The following is a 14,417-nucleotide window of genomic DNA, read 5'->3' as shown; positions in this document are numbered from 1 at the left end:
CGGGCCTCAGACGCTGGCAAGCGCGGTATCGATGCCGGGCGTGACGACGAACAACTTCAGGAACCCGCTCATCTCGAAGACGTCGCGGACCATGTCGCGCATGCCGGACAGGGCCAGCCGGCCCTGCGCCGCGCGCAGCTTCTTGCCTGCCAGGAGGATCACGCGAAGGCCCGCGGAGCTGACGTAATCCATGTCGGAGAGGTCGAAGACGAGCCGGGTGCACCCGGCTTCTATGCGCTCGAGGACGACGCGTTCGAGCTCGGGGGAGGTGGCGCTGTCGAGGCGGCCCACGGGACGCAGGATGGTGATGTCACCGCGTGTTTCCTGATGGAGGTTCATCGCTCGCAACCTTAAAAAGAAGGTTTTTATTTTAGTCATTTATTGCTAAAAACATACCCATGGACAGAGACCGCATGCTCGAACTGCGAGTGCTGACTGGCACCCACGCCGGTGCGCGGGCGCTGCTGTCCGAGGGCCCCCAGGTCCTGGGGAGCGCCAGCGATTGCGACCTGATCCTGAGCGACGAGGGCGTGCAGGGGAGGCACCTTCGGATCGAGCGCGATCCGGATGGCGGGATCGTCCTGCGATGGGAGGACGAGGCCGTCACCCCGCTGCGTATCGCGGCCGGTGAAGGCGCGGACATCGGACCGGTGCAGATCGCCATCGACGAAGCCGGCGCACCGTGGCGTACCGACATGCCGCTGCGAACCCCCGTGAGGACAGGCACGGGCGCCACCGGCCCCCACGCGGACGAAGCGCCCCATGCCGGCATCGAACCGGGAGCGGTCGCGCCGTCGGCCCTGGGCGCTCCTGGCGCTCGCCGCAGACCGAAGACTGCGTCGAACTGGCACCGTCGGGCGGCCCTCGGAGGCGCGGTGATGCTCGCGGTTCTGCTCACCATCGGTGCATGGAACTGGCGGATGCGGCTGGCGGTCCCCGTCGCGCAGACGCCCGTGCCCGCCCTGGATGCCGCGCCGCCAACCCAGGCCGCTACCCTGGACCGGGTGATCCGCCAGCTCGGGATGGCCCATCGCGTGCGGGTCGAGACCCGTCCCGGCATGATTTCGGTCGTACGGGCCGTGGGCATCTCGGACGAGGAGGCGGAGGTACTGGCCATCGCGTTGTCACGGCTGTCGCCAAGGCCCGCGCTCGAGATCACATCCGACCAGGAGCTGGCCGCCGCGGTCGCGGAATTCGTGTCCCGCATGGCCCGCGAAAAGGCGCCTGGGCTGAGGGTCCGCTACCTCGGGGACGGTCGCTTCGCGGTGGCCGGGCGGGTGGCAGATGACGGCCTGCGGCGAGAGATCCAGTCGGACCTCAAGCAAGCGTTCGCCCAGGCGCGCGAATTCGAGTGGCATTTGGTGACATCGCCGGAGGCCACCACGAGCCTCGTCGAAGACCTGCGCAACGCCGGCTTCGACGACGTCGCCGGGAGGTGGGACGAAGGCGCGGCGCGCCTGAGCGTCAGCCTCGACGAGAGCAGGGTCCGTGCATGGGAGGTTGCGCTAGCCCGGCTCGTAGGCACGCACAACCTGCCGCTGCGCGCGACGATGACGCTTCGCCAGCCGCCCCGAGCACGGCCCGGCCCGCCACAGCCCGCGCTAAGAAGCGTCATGGGAGGACCCCTGCCCTATGTGGTGCTGGTCGATGGGCGCAAGGTGATTCCAGGCGGCGATGCGGATGGATGGACGCTGGTCGAGATCCAGGCCCGCGCGGTGGTGTTCGAAGGCGTCGGCGGGCGCAGGGTCAGCATGGAGCGATGACGATGGAGCACATGACCGAACTCGAAGGACAACTGGCGGGACATCAGGGCGACCAGGTTCGCCGGGCGTCAGAGCAGACCCTGGACCATATCGAGCAGCGCCTTCGCACGCGGATCAACGCCGGCCTTCCGGCGGGCGAATTTGCGACTGCGAATGCGCTGCTCGATGCCACCCTCGCCGCACGCGAGGTTCTCGAACGCTGGCCCTCGACGGGCAAGCACCGTTGATCCCACCATCCAGGAAACGCTCATCACCCAGGAGGTCAAGATGGCAGCAAGCAATTCGATCAGCATGGAGTCCCTCAACACCACGCTCACGCCGGTCTACAACAGCGCAGAGACGAAACTGTTGACCCGGATCGAGGGCCTCGGCGAGAACCCGAGTACCGGCGAAATGATGCTGATGCAGCAGGAGATGACCCGGTGGACCATGCTGGTGCAGATCCACAGCACGCTGGTCAAGGACTTCAAGGACGCGATGCAGGGCGTGATCTCGAAGATGAACTGAGGGCGCCTGCGCACTCAGACCCGCATGAAGTGGGCCTGCACGCGTGGTTCGCCCCGATCCGGGTCTGGCTGCCCCTGGACGGCGGGCGCGCCTGCTGGCGCCTCGAGGAGTACGCCCCATTCCTCGACGGCCGAAATGAAGCGGGCCACCAAGTCCGCGAATGATGCCGGGTCCGCACCCTCGAGGGGCACCGAACGGCACAAGACGATTTCGTTGTAGAGGGTGTCGACCGCGAGCGTGGCACCCGCGGTCCGTGCGCCAAAGAGATTGCCTTCAAGCAGCTGCAGGAAGACGGCTTCGCGACCCTCGCTCGGCACGGTCCCCAGCGTGCTGTAGATCTGCAGGCAGTCGTTGGCGGCATCGTGCTCGAAGTTGACTGCGATCTTGCCGTCGACGAGCAGACGCGCACACCCGTTGGCGTCGAAGGTGAAGCCGGGAAGGTTCACCCCGCGCCCGAGGTTCTGGAGAAGGTCTGCTGCGTTCATTGCGTTCCCCGAAACGGCCGACATGGTCCAGCTTAGCCGCCGCGACGTGGCTTGTGAAGACGAGATGTCATGCGCAGGCCAGTCCCCGCTCCCCAGGCACATAGCGCAACGACACGCAGGTGATGTCGTCGGCCTGCGCCGTCCCGCCCTCGAATCGCCGGACCTGGCGCAGCAGGGCCTGCGGCAGGTCGCCCACGCCGCCATGGGCCATCACGGTGTCGAGAAGCCGGTCCTCGCCGAACATGCCGCCTCCCGGGTCATGCGCCTCGGTGATGCCGTCCGTGTAGAGCAGCAGGGTGTCCCCGGCACGCAGTTGCACATGCCCCGACAGGAAGTCGACCTCGTCGAAGATGGCGAGCGCCGCGTTCTGGTTGCGAGGAAGCATGGACACCCCGGCGCAGCGATCGCGGATGACCGGTGGGTTGTGGCCGGCATTGACAAAGTCGAGCGCGCCGCTGCGCAGGTCCAGCACGGCGAAGAAGGCGGTGACGAACATCATCTGCTCGTTCTCGGCGCACAGCTGGTCGTTGAGTCGGGCCACCACCTGCGCGGGCTCACGCAGGAACATCGCATTGCTCTTGAACAGCGTGCGCGAGATCGCCATGAAAAAGGCGGCCGGGATGCCCTTGCCCGACACGTCGGCAACGACGAGCGCGAGGTGGTCATCGTCGATCATGAAGTAGTCGTAGAAGTCGCCGCCGACCTCGCGGGCGGGCACCATGAGTGCGTTGACCTCGACATCCCGCGCCGGCGGCGGGTGACGCGGCAGGATGGACTGCTGCATGTGGCGCGCGATCTCCAGCTCCTGCTGGAGGCCGGCCAGTACGGTCTGGTGTGCCATGGCTTGGTGGAGTTCGCGCAGCAGCCCCACCAGCCGGCCGTGCTGGATGCTCAGGAGCCCGGTCATTCGGGCGAGGATGCGGGTGAGTTCAGCCAGCGAGTCCTCGCCGGCAGCGGCGGACCCAGCTACCCCCGGAACGACCTCGAGGGCACGGAGAATGTCGGAGCGGACATCGGCGTCGAGGCTGTCGGCAAGGAGCCTCAACTGCTGGTGGATCGATCCGGCCTGGAGCATGCGCGGCGCATCGCAGGGTTCGCTCAGGGCGTGCATCCGCAGCAGCTCGTTGCGTACCGAGGACAGGCCCAAACCAAGCGCCGCAAGGAGGAGGCTGGCCCCTGCAGAGGCCAGCTCCGGCGACATCCACGGAAGCCGGTCACGATGCCAGAGGGCCACCGCGAATACGATCCACAGGCCAGCCCAGGCGAGCACGAAGGGGGGCGCGGTTCGAACCCTAGACGACATCGCCATCACTCATGTGGTGTTCCTCCCCGCAAGCCACTCGCGCCAAGACCATCACGTTCGCGCCAAAACGCGAACCATCAGGTTAACATCGATCGACTGTGACCTTTCACACGGCGTCCAGATGAACGCAAGCACGCTTCCGCCCAGCGCACCGTTCCGGCGAGACCTGCGCAGCCGGGTCGGCGAGTTCGATGCGCTCGCAAGGTCGCTGACGGCCTGGGGCGAGACCCAGGGCGTGTCCGCCCGTGCCATGCAGGGCGTCGTGCTGATACTCGACGAACTGTTCGCGAATGTGGTCATGCACGGCTACCGGGACGATCCGGACGGCGATGTCGCCATCGAGGCCATGCTGGTCGATGGTCAGGTGCAGGTGACGCTGACCGACCACGCCCCGCATTTCAATCCGCTCGAGGTCGACGAGCCGGACATCAGCCTGGATCTCGAGGAGCGGGAAATCGGCGGCCTCGGGCTGCTGTTCGTGCGCCGAACCGCCGATGCCCTCGCCTACGAGTCCCTCGATGCGCAGGGCCGGCCGGCCAACGTGCTGAGGTACGCCAAGCGCGTCGCCTGAGGTCCGCGAGCCGCGTGGCGGCACGCGGCGCATCCGCCCGCCCACAGGCATCACCGGCGCCAGCCGACACGGCGCCGGTTCGACCGCGCTAGCGTCGCTTCTGGCGCGACGACCCCGCGCTCCTCGCGCGACGACCATGCATCCGCGGCTTTCCTGCCCCCCCTGCAGGCGCATCGCGCCCAGCCTGCACCGGTGGGTCCCCTATGCGATCGTGGCGCTGGCGTTGTTGGCTGTTTCGCAGTTGCTATGGCGATGGCAGACATGGCCCGTCAGGACGCTGCTGAACGCTCTCGAGGCGCCCCCCCCTTGAAACCTTCCGTGCGGGTCCAGACCGCGGTCGGCGCGATCCTGGGCGCCTGGGCCGTGGGCCTGGTGGTGGCAAGTGCGCGGTTGCAGGCCTGGCAGCAGGAAATGGCACAGGTGTTGGCCGAGGTCCAGGCGGACGCCCTGGTGCGGGCCAGCCCAGGGGGAGCGGCCGGCGCCGCACAGCCCCAGTGGCAGCGCCAGCGCGCCATCGCGCTCATGACGGCCGTGGAGCGACTGCAGGACGGTGCGGCCTGGACATGGGTCATGCCGGGCTCCTGGTCGGTGTTCGATGACCTCGAGGAACGCGCCCTGGCCCGCATCGGGCGGACCTTCGGCCAGGGCGTGGTACAGGCGCTCGGCCGAGAGGTCGAGCGCCGGGCGGCGGCCGCGAGCGGCGCGTCCCTGCACCCCGGCACGGGATACCTCGAGGAAGGCGGAGGGTGCGGCCTCCCCCCGGTTGCCGCCGGCGGGCTGGAGCTGCCGGTCGAGGCGACGCCCGAGTTCATCGCCGTGTTGCGACTGGTCGAAGAGGCCGAACGACTGGACCAGGCCACCGCAGCCTTGCGCCGCCTGCGGCACCCGCACGCGCACGCGGACGACCTGCGGCTCCTGGCGGACTCGATCCTCGGTACGGCGCTGCGCGGGTCGACCCCGCGCAGCCTCGCCTGGTTCGCCGCCCATGGAGACCCGCAGGACCCCGGGTTCGACGCGATGACGCTGCGGCTACAGGGAGCAATGCGTTGCGGCGTGCGCGCCGCCATGGACAGGCTGCACCGGCGACTGGTCGAGGACAACCCGCTCCTGGCCCTGGAGCAGGCGGCCTGGCTGTCGGCGCGCGCCGACCTGTTCAACCGTGAAGAAGGCACCGCCCTGGCGCGCCTGCACCGGGCCTCTGGGCAGCTCGAGGCGCTCGACGCGCTGCTGGCGACACAGCCGCATGGCTGGATGGGCGACGAGGCCGCGCCGTTCGGCAGGGCCCACCAGGCGCTGGTCGATCGCATGAGGACGATGACCTCGCTGGGGCCGGAGTTCGCGCAAGCGCTCGAACACTCGGCGCAGGACTGGCGCGAGCGGCTGCAGGCGCGACTCGCCGAACGGCTCGCCCGCAGCGCCGACCGCCTGGCCTGGGATCGGGACCATCACCGACTCACCCTACCCCCCGGTCGCGCTGCCCTGCGCGAAGGCCTCCGGGCGCTGTTGCGCGAGCCGTTCATGGCGCCACGGGACGACGGCAAAACGCCGGAGGCCGCATCGGCCCAGACGGCCACCCCGGTGGCCTTGGTGCCTCCGGAGGCCTTGGCGGACCTCGTCGAGCAGCGCCTGCGCGTCGAGCGCGAGGTGCTGCCCCGGCTGCCCCAGGCGTTGCAGGTGCCGGCCCGGGCGTTCGTCGATCAACGCGTGGCGGGACTGGCCCTGACGCAGGCCCGGTCCTGGCTGCTGGAGGCGCCGCCCCAGGTGCGCGAGGACCGTCTGCGGCAGCTCCAGGCCGACCTCGAGGCGGCGGGGGCGCCCTCGCTGTCGGCGTGGATCGGCCTGCGCCTGGCCGAGGAGGCGCTCGGCTCGCCCCTCGAATCGCCCCTCAGTACGCCGGGCGCCCCAGCAGGCCGGCCGCCACCTGCGGATAGCGCAGGCGAAGCCGAAGCTCCTGCTTCATCCGCCGATTGACCAGGCGGCGCGACTCGCTCATGAAGCTCAGAAGCACCAGCGGCAGCTGCGACTGCGCCGTGCTGCGCGCCAGCCGAGGCGGCCGCGGAAGGCCGTACAGGTCGGCCGCCAGGTCGAAGTAGTCGCCCATCTTGAGCTCGGTGTCGTCGCTGGCGTTGTAGACCCGCTGCGGTGCGCCGTGCCATAGCGCCGCGAGCATGGCGCGGGCGAGGTCGTCGGCGTGGATGTGATTGGTGTAGACGTCGTCCTCGGCCCGCAGCACCGGCGTGCCCCGCTGCAGTCGCTCACGCGGCGTTCCGCCCTCGCGGTCGACGGCATAGATGCCGGGGATACGCAGGATGTTCGACCGCACCCCAGCGGCGCGGCCGAAATGGCGCACCAGCGCCTCCGCATCGGCCCGCCGCTGGGCGCGCGGGGTGGAGGGCGCGACGGGGCGGCTCTCGTCGACCCGCTCGCCGCCGCAATCGCCGTACACGCCGCTGGTGGAGCCGTAGGCCAGGGACCGCGGCGGCGTGCGCCGGCGCAACGCGCGCAGCAGGGCCTGGGTCCGCGGGTCCCGCCACCACTGGCCGCCCGCCTCCGACGGGGGCGGCGCGAGGTGGACGACGCGGGTGGCCAGCCCTGCGAGCCGCGCGAGGGTGGCAGGCTGGTCGAGGTTGCCGGCCAGCGGTGTGATGCCCGCGGCCCGCAGCAGGGGCGCGCGTGCGGGCGAGGAACTCAGGGCCAGCAGGCGCGCGCGGCCGGCCTGGGCGCGGGCGACCCGCAGCCCGACGTCGCCGCAGCCGACGACCAGCAGGCGCTCGCGCCGGAAACGGGCCGGCAGCGCGCCGAGGGGGGTCTGGTTTGAAGGCAAAATTCGTGGGTTTGATATCGAAGAAAACGAGGATACCCAAGATGACCAGCGTGACCGCCGCGGGCGGCTCCTTCCAGGTGACCGTGCAACCCAGCGGGCGCAGCTTCGGCGCGGAAGCCGGCGAGACCCTGCTGGCCGCCGCCATCCGCCAGGGCATCGGCCTGCCCTATGGCTGCAAGGACGGCGCCTGCGGCTCCTGCAAGTGCCGCAAGCTTGAGGGGACCGTGACCCATGGCCCCCACCAGAGCAAGGCGCTCAACGCCGACGAGGAGGCCTCGGGCTACATCCTGACCTGCTGCGCCACCGCCTCGTCCGACGTGGTGCTGGAGTCGCGCCAGGTGACCGACGAGAGCGCCTTCCCGGTCAAGAAGATGCCGGTGCGCGTGCAGGCCCTGCAGAAGCTCTCGCACGACGTGATGCTGGTGCGCCTGCAGCTGCCCGCCGCGGACACCATGAAGTTCCATGCCGGCCAGTACGTGGAGTTCATCCTGCGAGACGGCGCGCGCCGCAGCTATTCGATGGCCAACGCCGCGCACCTGATGGTGCGCAACGAAGGTGGCGTGGCCAGCGGCCCCGCGGTGGACCTGCACGTGCGCCACATGCCGGGCGGCAAGTTCACCGACCATGTGTTCACCGCGATGAAGGAAAAGGACATCCTGCGCGTCGAAGGCCCGTTCGGCAGCTTCTTCCTGCGCGAGGACTCCGACAAGCCCATCGTCCTGCTCGCCTCCGGCACCGGATTCGCGCCGATCAAGGCCCTGATCGAGCACATGCAGTTCAAGGGCATCACCCGCCCCACCGTCCTGTACTGGGGCGGCCGCCGTCCCGGTGACCTGTACATGGACGACTGGGTGCGCGCACAGTGCGCGCAGATGCCGAACCTGCGCTACGTGCCCGTGGTTTCCAACGCCCTGCCCGAGGACAACTGGACCGGCCGCACCGGCTTCGTCCACAAGGCGGTCCTGGAGGACCTGCCGGACCTGTCCGGCCACCAGGTCTATGCCTGCGGCGCGCCCATCGTGGTGGAGTCGGCTCGCACCGAGTACAGCGCGCAGGCCGGCCTGCCGCCCGAGGAGTTCTACGCCGACTCCTTCACCTCCGAGGCGGACAAGCACGGCGGCTGACGCCATTGACCCGCCGCCCGGTAACAGCACGTAACCGGGGTTGATGAGACCCCGGCGGCTTTCCATAACTTCAGGCCCGCTCACCTGGAAACAAGGAGAGACCGCCATGAGCCTCCTGCACCTGCCCCACGGCATCTTCCACCGCCACCCGGCGCAGCATCCCGTGAAGGCGGCCAAAGCCGCCCGCGTCACGCAGGCCCGGCGCAAACAACTGGGAATCCGCGGGCTGCAGGTACTCGGGGGCCTCGCCCTTGCCGGCGTCATCGTGGCGCTCAACGTGCTGCTGTCGCAGCGCACGGAGCAGGCCCTGGCTCCCAGCGAATTTGTGCAGGCTGCGATCGCGGCTTCCATCGCCACGGTGGACGAATTCGCCGAGGCGAAACTGCGGGCCGTGGAAGCGGAATTTCCGCCCCAGTTCTGAGGCACCGGTCGCGCGGCGGGCCGCGGCCGGGTCAAAATCGGCGTCATGAAACGCCGTCACCTCCTTGCCCTTTCCGCCGCGGCGGCCTGCGCCGCCCCGTTGTCCACGCTGGCCCAGTCGCGCCCGTTGCGGCTGGTCGTGCCGTATGCCGCCGGCGGCCCGATCGACGTCACCGCGCGTGCGCTCGCCGAGCGGGTGCGTGAGACGCTGGGCACAGTGATCATCGATAACCGCCCGGGCGCGGGCGGCAACCTCGGCGCCGACCTGGTGGCCAAGGCGGCGCCGGACGGCCTGACCATCGGCGTCGCTGCGGTGGCCACCCACGCGATCAACCCCTGGCTGTTCTCGAAGATGCCGTACGACGCCGCGCGCGACTTCGCCCCCATCACCCAGATGGTGCGGGTGCCCAACGTGCTGGTGATGAACGCCGAGACCGCGCAGCGCCTGAAGATCCAGACCCTGGCCGACCTGATCGCCTACGCCAGGGCCAACCCCGGCCGGCTCAATTACGGCAGCGGCGGCAATGGCAGCGCCGGGCACTTGGCCGGCGAGATGTTCAAGCGCGATGCGGGCATCTTCGCGGTGCACATTCCCTACAACGGCGGCAACCCCGCGCAGCTGGCGCTGCTGTCCGGGCAGGTCGACTTCAACTTCGACAACCTGGCCACCGCCGCGCCCAACATCCGCGCAGGCAAGCTCAAGGCCCTGGCGGTGACGACGCTGCAGCGCTCCACCGCGCTGCCCGAGATCCCCGCGGTGGCCGAGACGCTCAAGGGCTTCGCCATCGACACCTGGTGGGGCCTGGTGGCGCCGGCCGGCACGCCCGCCGACGTGGTGCAGCGCCTGAACCAGGCCTTCGTCGCGGCCCTGGGTGCGCCCGAGACGCGCAGCCGCTTCGGGCAGCTCCTGGCCGAGCCGGTGCCCACCACGCCGGAGGCCTTCGGCGCCTTCATGCGCGCCGAGCTCGCCAAGTACGAGCGCGTGGTCAAGGCCTCGGGCGCCAAGGTGGACTGAGCGCCGGTCGATCCGGCGGCGCCCCTCGCGCCGTCCTACGCCGGGCGTGGGACATGTCCCACGAGCCCGGCAACGCCAGGTTCCTAGATTGGCCCTTCGAGCCTGCCTCGAAGAAAGGTCGATCATGCGAGCACGCCTCCTGCTCCTGTCCGCCCTGGCTGCCCTGTCCGCTGAAATGCCGGCGATGGCGCAGACCAGCGGCAACCCCTCCACCGCCTCCTGGTGGGAGCCCGGCTCGGGCCGCACCTCGATCGGGCTGAACCTGGGCCGATCCCGCTTCCACACCGACTGCGCCGCCGGCTTCGGCTGCGACAACCGAAACACCTACTGGAGCCTGTACGGGCGCAACATGGCCAGCGACCGCTGGGGCAGCCAGCTGTCCCTGGTGCACATGGGCGAAGCCGACCGCGGGGGCGGCGGCACCCGCGCCTACGGGCTGGACCTGAGCCTGGTGGGCCGGGTCCCGGTGACCCAGTCCCTCGGCGCCTACGGCAAGGTGGGCGCGGTCTGGGGCCACACACGCGTGAACACGGCGGCCGCCGCGGGCCTGCCCTCCGGCACCGAGAACGGGCTGGGCCTGTCCTTCGGCGCGGGCGTGAGCTGGGACTTCACGCCCAAGCTGTCGGCGGTGCTGGAATGGGACCGCTACGACTTCAAGTTCGCGGGCACCGGCCGCGAGGGCGTGCGGGCCACCAGCCTGGGCCTGCAGTACCGGTACTGACCCCCGCGGACGCGCCGCTCACTCGCCGAGGTAGGCGGCGCGGACCTTGGGGTCGTCCAGCATGCGGCGGGCCTCGCCGGACATGGTGATGAGGCCTGACTCCATGACGTAGCCGCGGTCGGCGATCTGCAGCGCGCGGCTGGCGTTCTGCTCGACGAGGACAATGGTCACGCCCTGGGCGTGGACGTCACGCACCACCTCGAAGATCTTGTCGACCATGATGGGCGACAGGCCCATGGAGGGCTCGTCGAGCAGCAGCACCTTCGGCCGGCTCATGAGGGCACGGCCCATGGCGAGCATCTGCTGCTCGCCGCCGGACATGGTGCCCGCGAGCTGGTCGCGGCGCTCCTTCAGGCGCGGGAAGATGGTGAAGACCTTGTCGATGTCGGCCAGGATGTCCGCGGAGTCGTGGCGGATGTGGGCCCCCATCTGCAGGTTCTCGAGGATGGTCATGCGGGTGAACACGCCGCGGCCCTCGGGCACCATGGCGAGGCCACGCTTGACCAGGTCCCAGGCGCCCTGCCCCTTGATGCTCGAACCCAGGAATTCGATGTCGCCGCCGGCCATGCCCAGCGTGCCGGTGATGGCCTTCATGGTGGTGGTCTTGCCGGCACCGTTGGAGCCGATCAGCGAGACCAGCTCGCCCGCGCGGACCTCGAAGTCCACGCCCTTGACGGCCTGGATGCCGCCGTAGGCGACCTTCAGGCCCGCGACCTTGAGCAGTACGTCCGCCATCTCAGTGTCCTCCCGTGCCGAGGTAGGCCTCGATCACCTTCTCGTTGCGCTGCACCTCGGCGGGCGTGCCCTGCGCGATCTGCTTGCCGTAATCGAGCACGGTGACGCGGTCGCACAGGCCCATGACCAGCTTCACGTCGTGCTCGATCAGCAGGATGGTGCGGTTGTCCTTGCGGATCCGGTCTATCAGCTCGCGAAGCTGCACCTTCTCGGTGGCGTTCATCCCGGCGGCGGGCTCGTCGAGTGCGATCAGCTGCGGGTCGGTGGCCAGGGCGCGGGCGATCTCCAGGCGGCGCTGGTCGCCGTAGGACAGCGTGCGGGCCTTGAAATCGGCGTACTTGCCGATGCCCACGTAATCGAGCAGTTCCTGCGCCCGGGCCGCGATGGCGGCCTCCTCGGCGCGGAACGCCGCGGTGCGCAGGATCGCCCCCACCAGGCCCGAGCCGGTGCGGATGTGGCGGCCCACCATGACGTTTTCCAGCGCCGTCATGTCGGAGAACAGGCGGATGTTCTGGAAGGTGCGCGCAATGCCCGCCTTGGCCACCTCGTGGACCGCGGTGGGCTGGTAGGGCTTGCCCGCCAATTCGAAGCTGCCGCTGTCGGGGGTGTAGAGACCGGTGATCACGTTGAAGAACGTGGTCTTGCCCGCGCCGTTGGGGCCGATCAGGCCGTAGACCTGGCCGCGCTCGATGGTGAGGCCCACATCGGACAGGGCCTGCAGCCCGCCGAAGCGCTTGGAGATGCCGGCCACGCGAAGGACGATGTCTGCCATGGCGGTCTCCTCAGGCGGCCTTGTTCAGGGACTTGCCATGCTCGGGCGAGGGCCACAGCCCGCGCGGGCGCAGCAGCATGACGATGATCATGGCCAGGGCGATCAGCAGCTGGCGCAGGATGGAAGCGTCCAGCCGCCCGCCGGTCATGGCCTGCAGGTCCAGCAGGCCCGAGACCCAGCGCAGCACCTCGGGGAGCGCCGACAGCAGCACCGCGCCCAGGATCACGCCCGGCAGGTGGCCGATGCCCCCGAGGACCACCATGGCGACGATCATCACTGACTCCATCAGGCTGAACGACTCGGGCGAGACGAACCCCTGGAAGGCCGCGAACATCGCGCCCGAGACGCCGCCGAAGGTGGCGCCCATGCCGAAAGCGAGCAGCTTCATGTTGCGGGTGTTGATGCCCATGGCCTTGGCGGCGATCTCGTCCTCGCGGATCGCCATCCAGGCACGTCCGATGCGCGAGAGCTCCAGGCGGTGGCAGATCACGACGCTGGCGACCACCAGCAGCAGGAACAGGTAGTAGTAGAGGGTGACCGAGGACACGGTGAACCCGCCGAGCTCAAGCGGCTTGCCGAAGTTCAGGCCGAAGATGCGGATCGGGTCGATCTGGCCCAGGCCCTTGGGGCCGTTGGTGAGGTTGACCGGGTGGTCGAGGTTGTTCAGGAACACCCGGATGATCTCGCCGAAGCCCAGGGTCACGATGGCCAGGTAGTCGCCCCGCAGCTTCAGCGTGGGCGCCCCCAGCATCACGCCCAGGATGCCGGCGAGCAGCGCCCCCAGCGGCACCACCAGGAAGATGGAGGTGTGCAGGCCGGTGGGGAACATCTGCGCGAACCAGGCGAAGGTGTCGGACAGGTGCGGCGAGGCCATCAGGCCGTACATGTAGGCGCCGATGGCGAAGAAGGCGACGAAGCCCAGGTCCAGCAGGCCGGCGAAGCCCACCACGATGTTCAGGCCCAGGGCGAGCAGGACGTACAGCAGCGCCATGTCGGCGATGCGGACCCAGAAATTGCCCATGGACTGCAGCAGCAGCGGCAGGAGCAGCAGGAGGACCGCCGTGACGGCCAGGGTGCGCTTGTTCTGGAAGTTCAGCATGTGCGGGTCTCCGGTCTCAGGCGCGGTCCGCCACGCGCTCCCCGAGCAGGCCCGAGGGGCGCAGGGTCAGCACGATGATCAGGACGATGAAGGCGAAGATGTCGGTGTAGTGGCTGCCCAGCACGCCGCCGGTGAGGATGCCGATGTAGCCCGAGCCGATGGATTCGATCAGTCCCAGCAGCACCCCGCCCACCACCGCGCCGGCGAGGTTGCCGATGCCGCCGAACACCGCCGCCGTGAATGCCTTGAGGCCAGGCAGGAAACCCATGGTGTGCTGCACGGTGCCGTAGTTCAGCGCCCACATGATGCCCGCCAGAGTGGCCAGCACCGCGCCGATGATGAAGGTGGCCGAGATGACCATGTCCGGCTTGACGCCCATGAGCGCCGCCACCCGCGGGTTCTCGGCGGTCGCCCGCATGGCGCGCCCCAGCTTGGTGTAGTTCACCAGGTACATCAGCACCGCCAGCGAGATGGCGGTGATGGCGAGGATCAGGACCTGGGTGGTGGTGATCACCGCGCCGCCGATGTTCAGGGGCGCCACCGGCAGCACCGAGGGATAGGGCTTGTAGTTCGGCTTGAAGATGATCATCGCCAGCGTCTGCAGCAGGATGGACATGCCGATGGCGGTGATCAGGGGCGCGAGCTTGGGGCTGTTGCGCAGGGGCCGGTAGGCGACCTTCTCGATGGCGAAGTTCAGGGCGGCGGCAACGACGCAGGAAACCACCAGGGCCACCAGCAGCATCAACCACCCTGGCATGCCGGGCACCGCATCCTGCAGGCCGGTGAGGATCGCCCAGCTCGTGAGGGCCCCCACCATCAGCACCTCGCCATGGGCGAAGTTGATCAGGTTGATGATGCCGTACACCATGGTGTAGCCCAGGGCTACCAGGGCATACATGCTGCCCAGGACCAGACCGTTGATGATCTGCTGAAGCAGGATATCCATGACGCGTGTTCTCCGTTGTGGCCCGGGTCCGTCAGTCAGTTAGCAAAAAACCCGCCATGTGATGCGCGGGTCCCGGATCTGCAGAAGATTCTAGCCACCGCGCTGACGCGCCCCCGGCGGGTTTTCCCTGCG

General features: G+C 69.3%; 17 protein-coding genes. 9 read left to right on the top strand and 8 right to left on the bottom strand.

Annotated elements, in window-relative coordinates; all coding sequences use genetic code 11:
* Positions 1–6: 6 nt before the first annotated feature.
* A complete protein-coding gene (locus ACT80S_RS14860) occupies positions 7–339 on the bottom strand; it encodes an STAS domain-containing protein (protein WP_377417168.1) in 333 nt (110 codons plus the stop codon).
* 74 nt (positions 340–413) lie between these two features.
* On the opposite strand from ACT80S_RS14860, the gene sctD reads away from it, so the two are divergent.
* The 3 genes from sctD to ACT80S_RS14845 are packed head-to-tail and all read left to right on the top strand — an operon-like array spanning position 414 to position 2,270.
* Complete coding sequence (sctD, locus tag ACT80S_RS14855; RefSeq protein ID WP_377417166.1) at positions 414–1,763, top strand: type III secretion system inner membrane ring subunit SctD; 1,350 nt, start codon at positions 414–416, stop codon at positions 1,761–1,763.
* A gap of 11 nt (positions 1,764–1,774) precedes the next feature.
* A complete protein-coding gene (locus ACT80S_RS14850) occupies positions 1,775–1,990 on the top strand; it encodes a hypothetical protein (RefSeq protein ID WP_377417163.1) in 216 nt (71 codons plus the stop codon).
* A gap of 40 nt (positions 1,991–2,030) precedes the next feature.
* Complete coding sequence (locus ACT80S_RS14845; RefSeq protein WP_377417161.1) at positions 2,031–2,270, top strand: EscF/YscF/HrpA family type III secretion system needle major subunit; 240 nt, start codon at positions 2,031–2,033, stop codon at positions 2,268–2,270.
* A 14-nt stretch (positions 2,271–2,284) separates the two neighbouring features.
* Here the strand turns inward: ACT80S_RS14845 and ACT80S_RS14840 are convergent, their stop codons facing one another.
* Positions 2,285–2,755 (bottom strand): type III secretion system chaperone, encoded by a 471-nt coding sequence (locus ACT80S_RS14840; RefSeq protein ID WP_377417157.1) that lies wholly within the window; start codon positions 2,753–2,755, stop codon positions 2,285–2,287.
* 67 nt (positions 2,756–2,822) lie between these two features.
* Complete coding sequence (locus ACT80S_RS14835; protein WP_377417154.1) at positions 2,823–4,025, bottom strand: PP2C family protein-serine/threonine phosphatase; 1,203 nt, start codon at positions 4,023–4,025, stop codon at positions 2,823–2,825.
* Between the two features lie 154 nt (positions 4,026–4,179).
* On the opposite strand from ACT80S_RS14835, the gene ACT80S_RS14830 reads away from it, so the two are divergent.
* Both ACT80S_RS14830 and ACT80S_RS14825 read left to right on the top strand, forming a co-directional pair.
* Complete coding sequence (locus ACT80S_RS14830; RefSeq protein WP_377417151.1) at positions 4,180–4,629, top strand: ATP-binding protein; 450 nt, start codon at positions 4,180–4,182, stop codon at positions 4,627–4,629.
* A gap of 306 nt (positions 4,630–4,935) precedes the next feature.
* On the top strand, positions 4,936–6,600 hold the full coding sequence (locus ACT80S_RS14825; RefSeq protein ID WP_377417148.1) for a hypothetical protein: 1,665 nt from the start codon (positions 4,936–4,938) through the stop codon (positions 6,598–6,600).
* Here ACT80S_RS14825 and ACT80S_RS14820 read toward each other — a convergent pair.
* Positions 6,515–7,453 carry an SDR family oxidoreductase gene (locus ACT80S_RS14820; RefSeq protein ID WP_377417145.1) on the bottom strand — a complete coding sequence of 313 codons (939 nt, stop codon included), beginning with the start codon at positions 7,451–7,453 and terminating at the stop codon, positions 6,515–6,517. The two genes, ACT80S_RS14825 and ACT80S_RS14820, sit on opposite strands and share 86 nt — an antisense overlap.
* A 41-nt stretch (positions 7,454–7,494) precedes the next feature.
* On the opposite strand from ACT80S_RS14820, the gene ACT80S_RS14815 reads away from it, so the two are divergent.
* The 4 genes from ACT80S_RS14815 (at position 7,495) to ACT80S_RS14800 (ending at position 10,733) form a co-directional block, all read left to right on the top strand.
* Entirely contained in the window at positions 7,495–8,577 is a 1,083-nt protein-coding gene (locus ACT80S_RS14815) for a CDP-6-deoxy-delta-3,4-glucoseen reductase (RefSeq protein WP_377417142.1), read from the top strand.
* Between the two features lie 106 nt (positions 8,578–8,683).
* On the top strand, positions 8,684–8,998 hold the full coding sequence (locus tag ACT80S_RS14810; RefSeq protein WP_377417140.1) for a hypothetical protein: 315 nt from the start codon (positions 8,684–8,686) through the stop codon (positions 8,996–8,998).
* 45 nt (positions 8,999–9,043) lie between these two features.
* Positions 9,044–10,012 (top strand): tripartite tricarboxylate transporter substrate binding protein, encoded by a 969-nt coding sequence (locus tag ACT80S_RS14805; protein ID WP_377417137.1) that lies wholly within the window; start codon positions 9,044–9,046, stop codon positions 10,010–10,012.
* Between the two features lie 124 nt (positions 10,013–10,136).
* Entirely contained in the window at positions 10,137–10,733 is a 597-nt protein-coding gene (locus ACT80S_RS14800; protein ID WP_377417134.1) for an outer membrane protein, read from the top strand.
* A gap of 18 nt (positions 10,734–10,751) precedes the next feature.
* On the opposite strand, the gene ACT80S_RS14795 is transcribed toward ACT80S_RS14800, so the two are convergent.
* The 4 genes from ACT80S_RS14795 to ACT80S_RS14780 are packed head-to-tail and all read right to left on the bottom strand — an operon-like array spanning position 10,752 to position 14,285.
* Complete coding sequence (locus tag ACT80S_RS14795; RefSeq protein WP_377417132.1) at positions 10,752–11,468, bottom strand: ABC transporter ATP-binding protein; 717 nt, start codon at positions 11,466–11,468, stop codon at positions 10,752–10,754.
* 1 nt (position 11,469) lies between these two features.
* Complete coding sequence (locus ACT80S_RS14790) at positions 11,470–12,240, bottom strand: ABC transporter ATP-binding protein (RefSeq protein ID WP_377417129.1); 771 nt, start codon at positions 12,238–12,240, stop codon at positions 11,470–11,472.
* Between the two features lie 10 nt (positions 12,241–12,250).
* On the bottom strand, positions 12,251–13,339 hold the full coding sequence (locus ACT80S_RS14785; RefSeq protein WP_377417128.1) for a branched-chain amino acid ABC transporter permease: 1,089 nt from the start codon (positions 13,337–13,339) through the stop codon (positions 12,251–12,253).
* Positions 13,340–13,355: 16 nt separating this feature from the next.
* On the bottom strand, positions 13,356–14,285 hold the full coding sequence (locus ACT80S_RS14780) for a branched-chain amino acid ABC transporter permease (protein ID WP_377417124.1): 930 nt from the start codon (positions 14,283–14,285) through the stop codon (positions 13,356–13,358).
* Positions 14,286–14,417 lie beyond the last annotated feature (132 nt).

The organism is Ramlibacter sp. MAHUQ-53, assembly GCF_052600055.1.
Note: the sequence above shows the minus strand (reverse complement) of the source record. Positions and strands in the feature narration are given on the sequence as shown.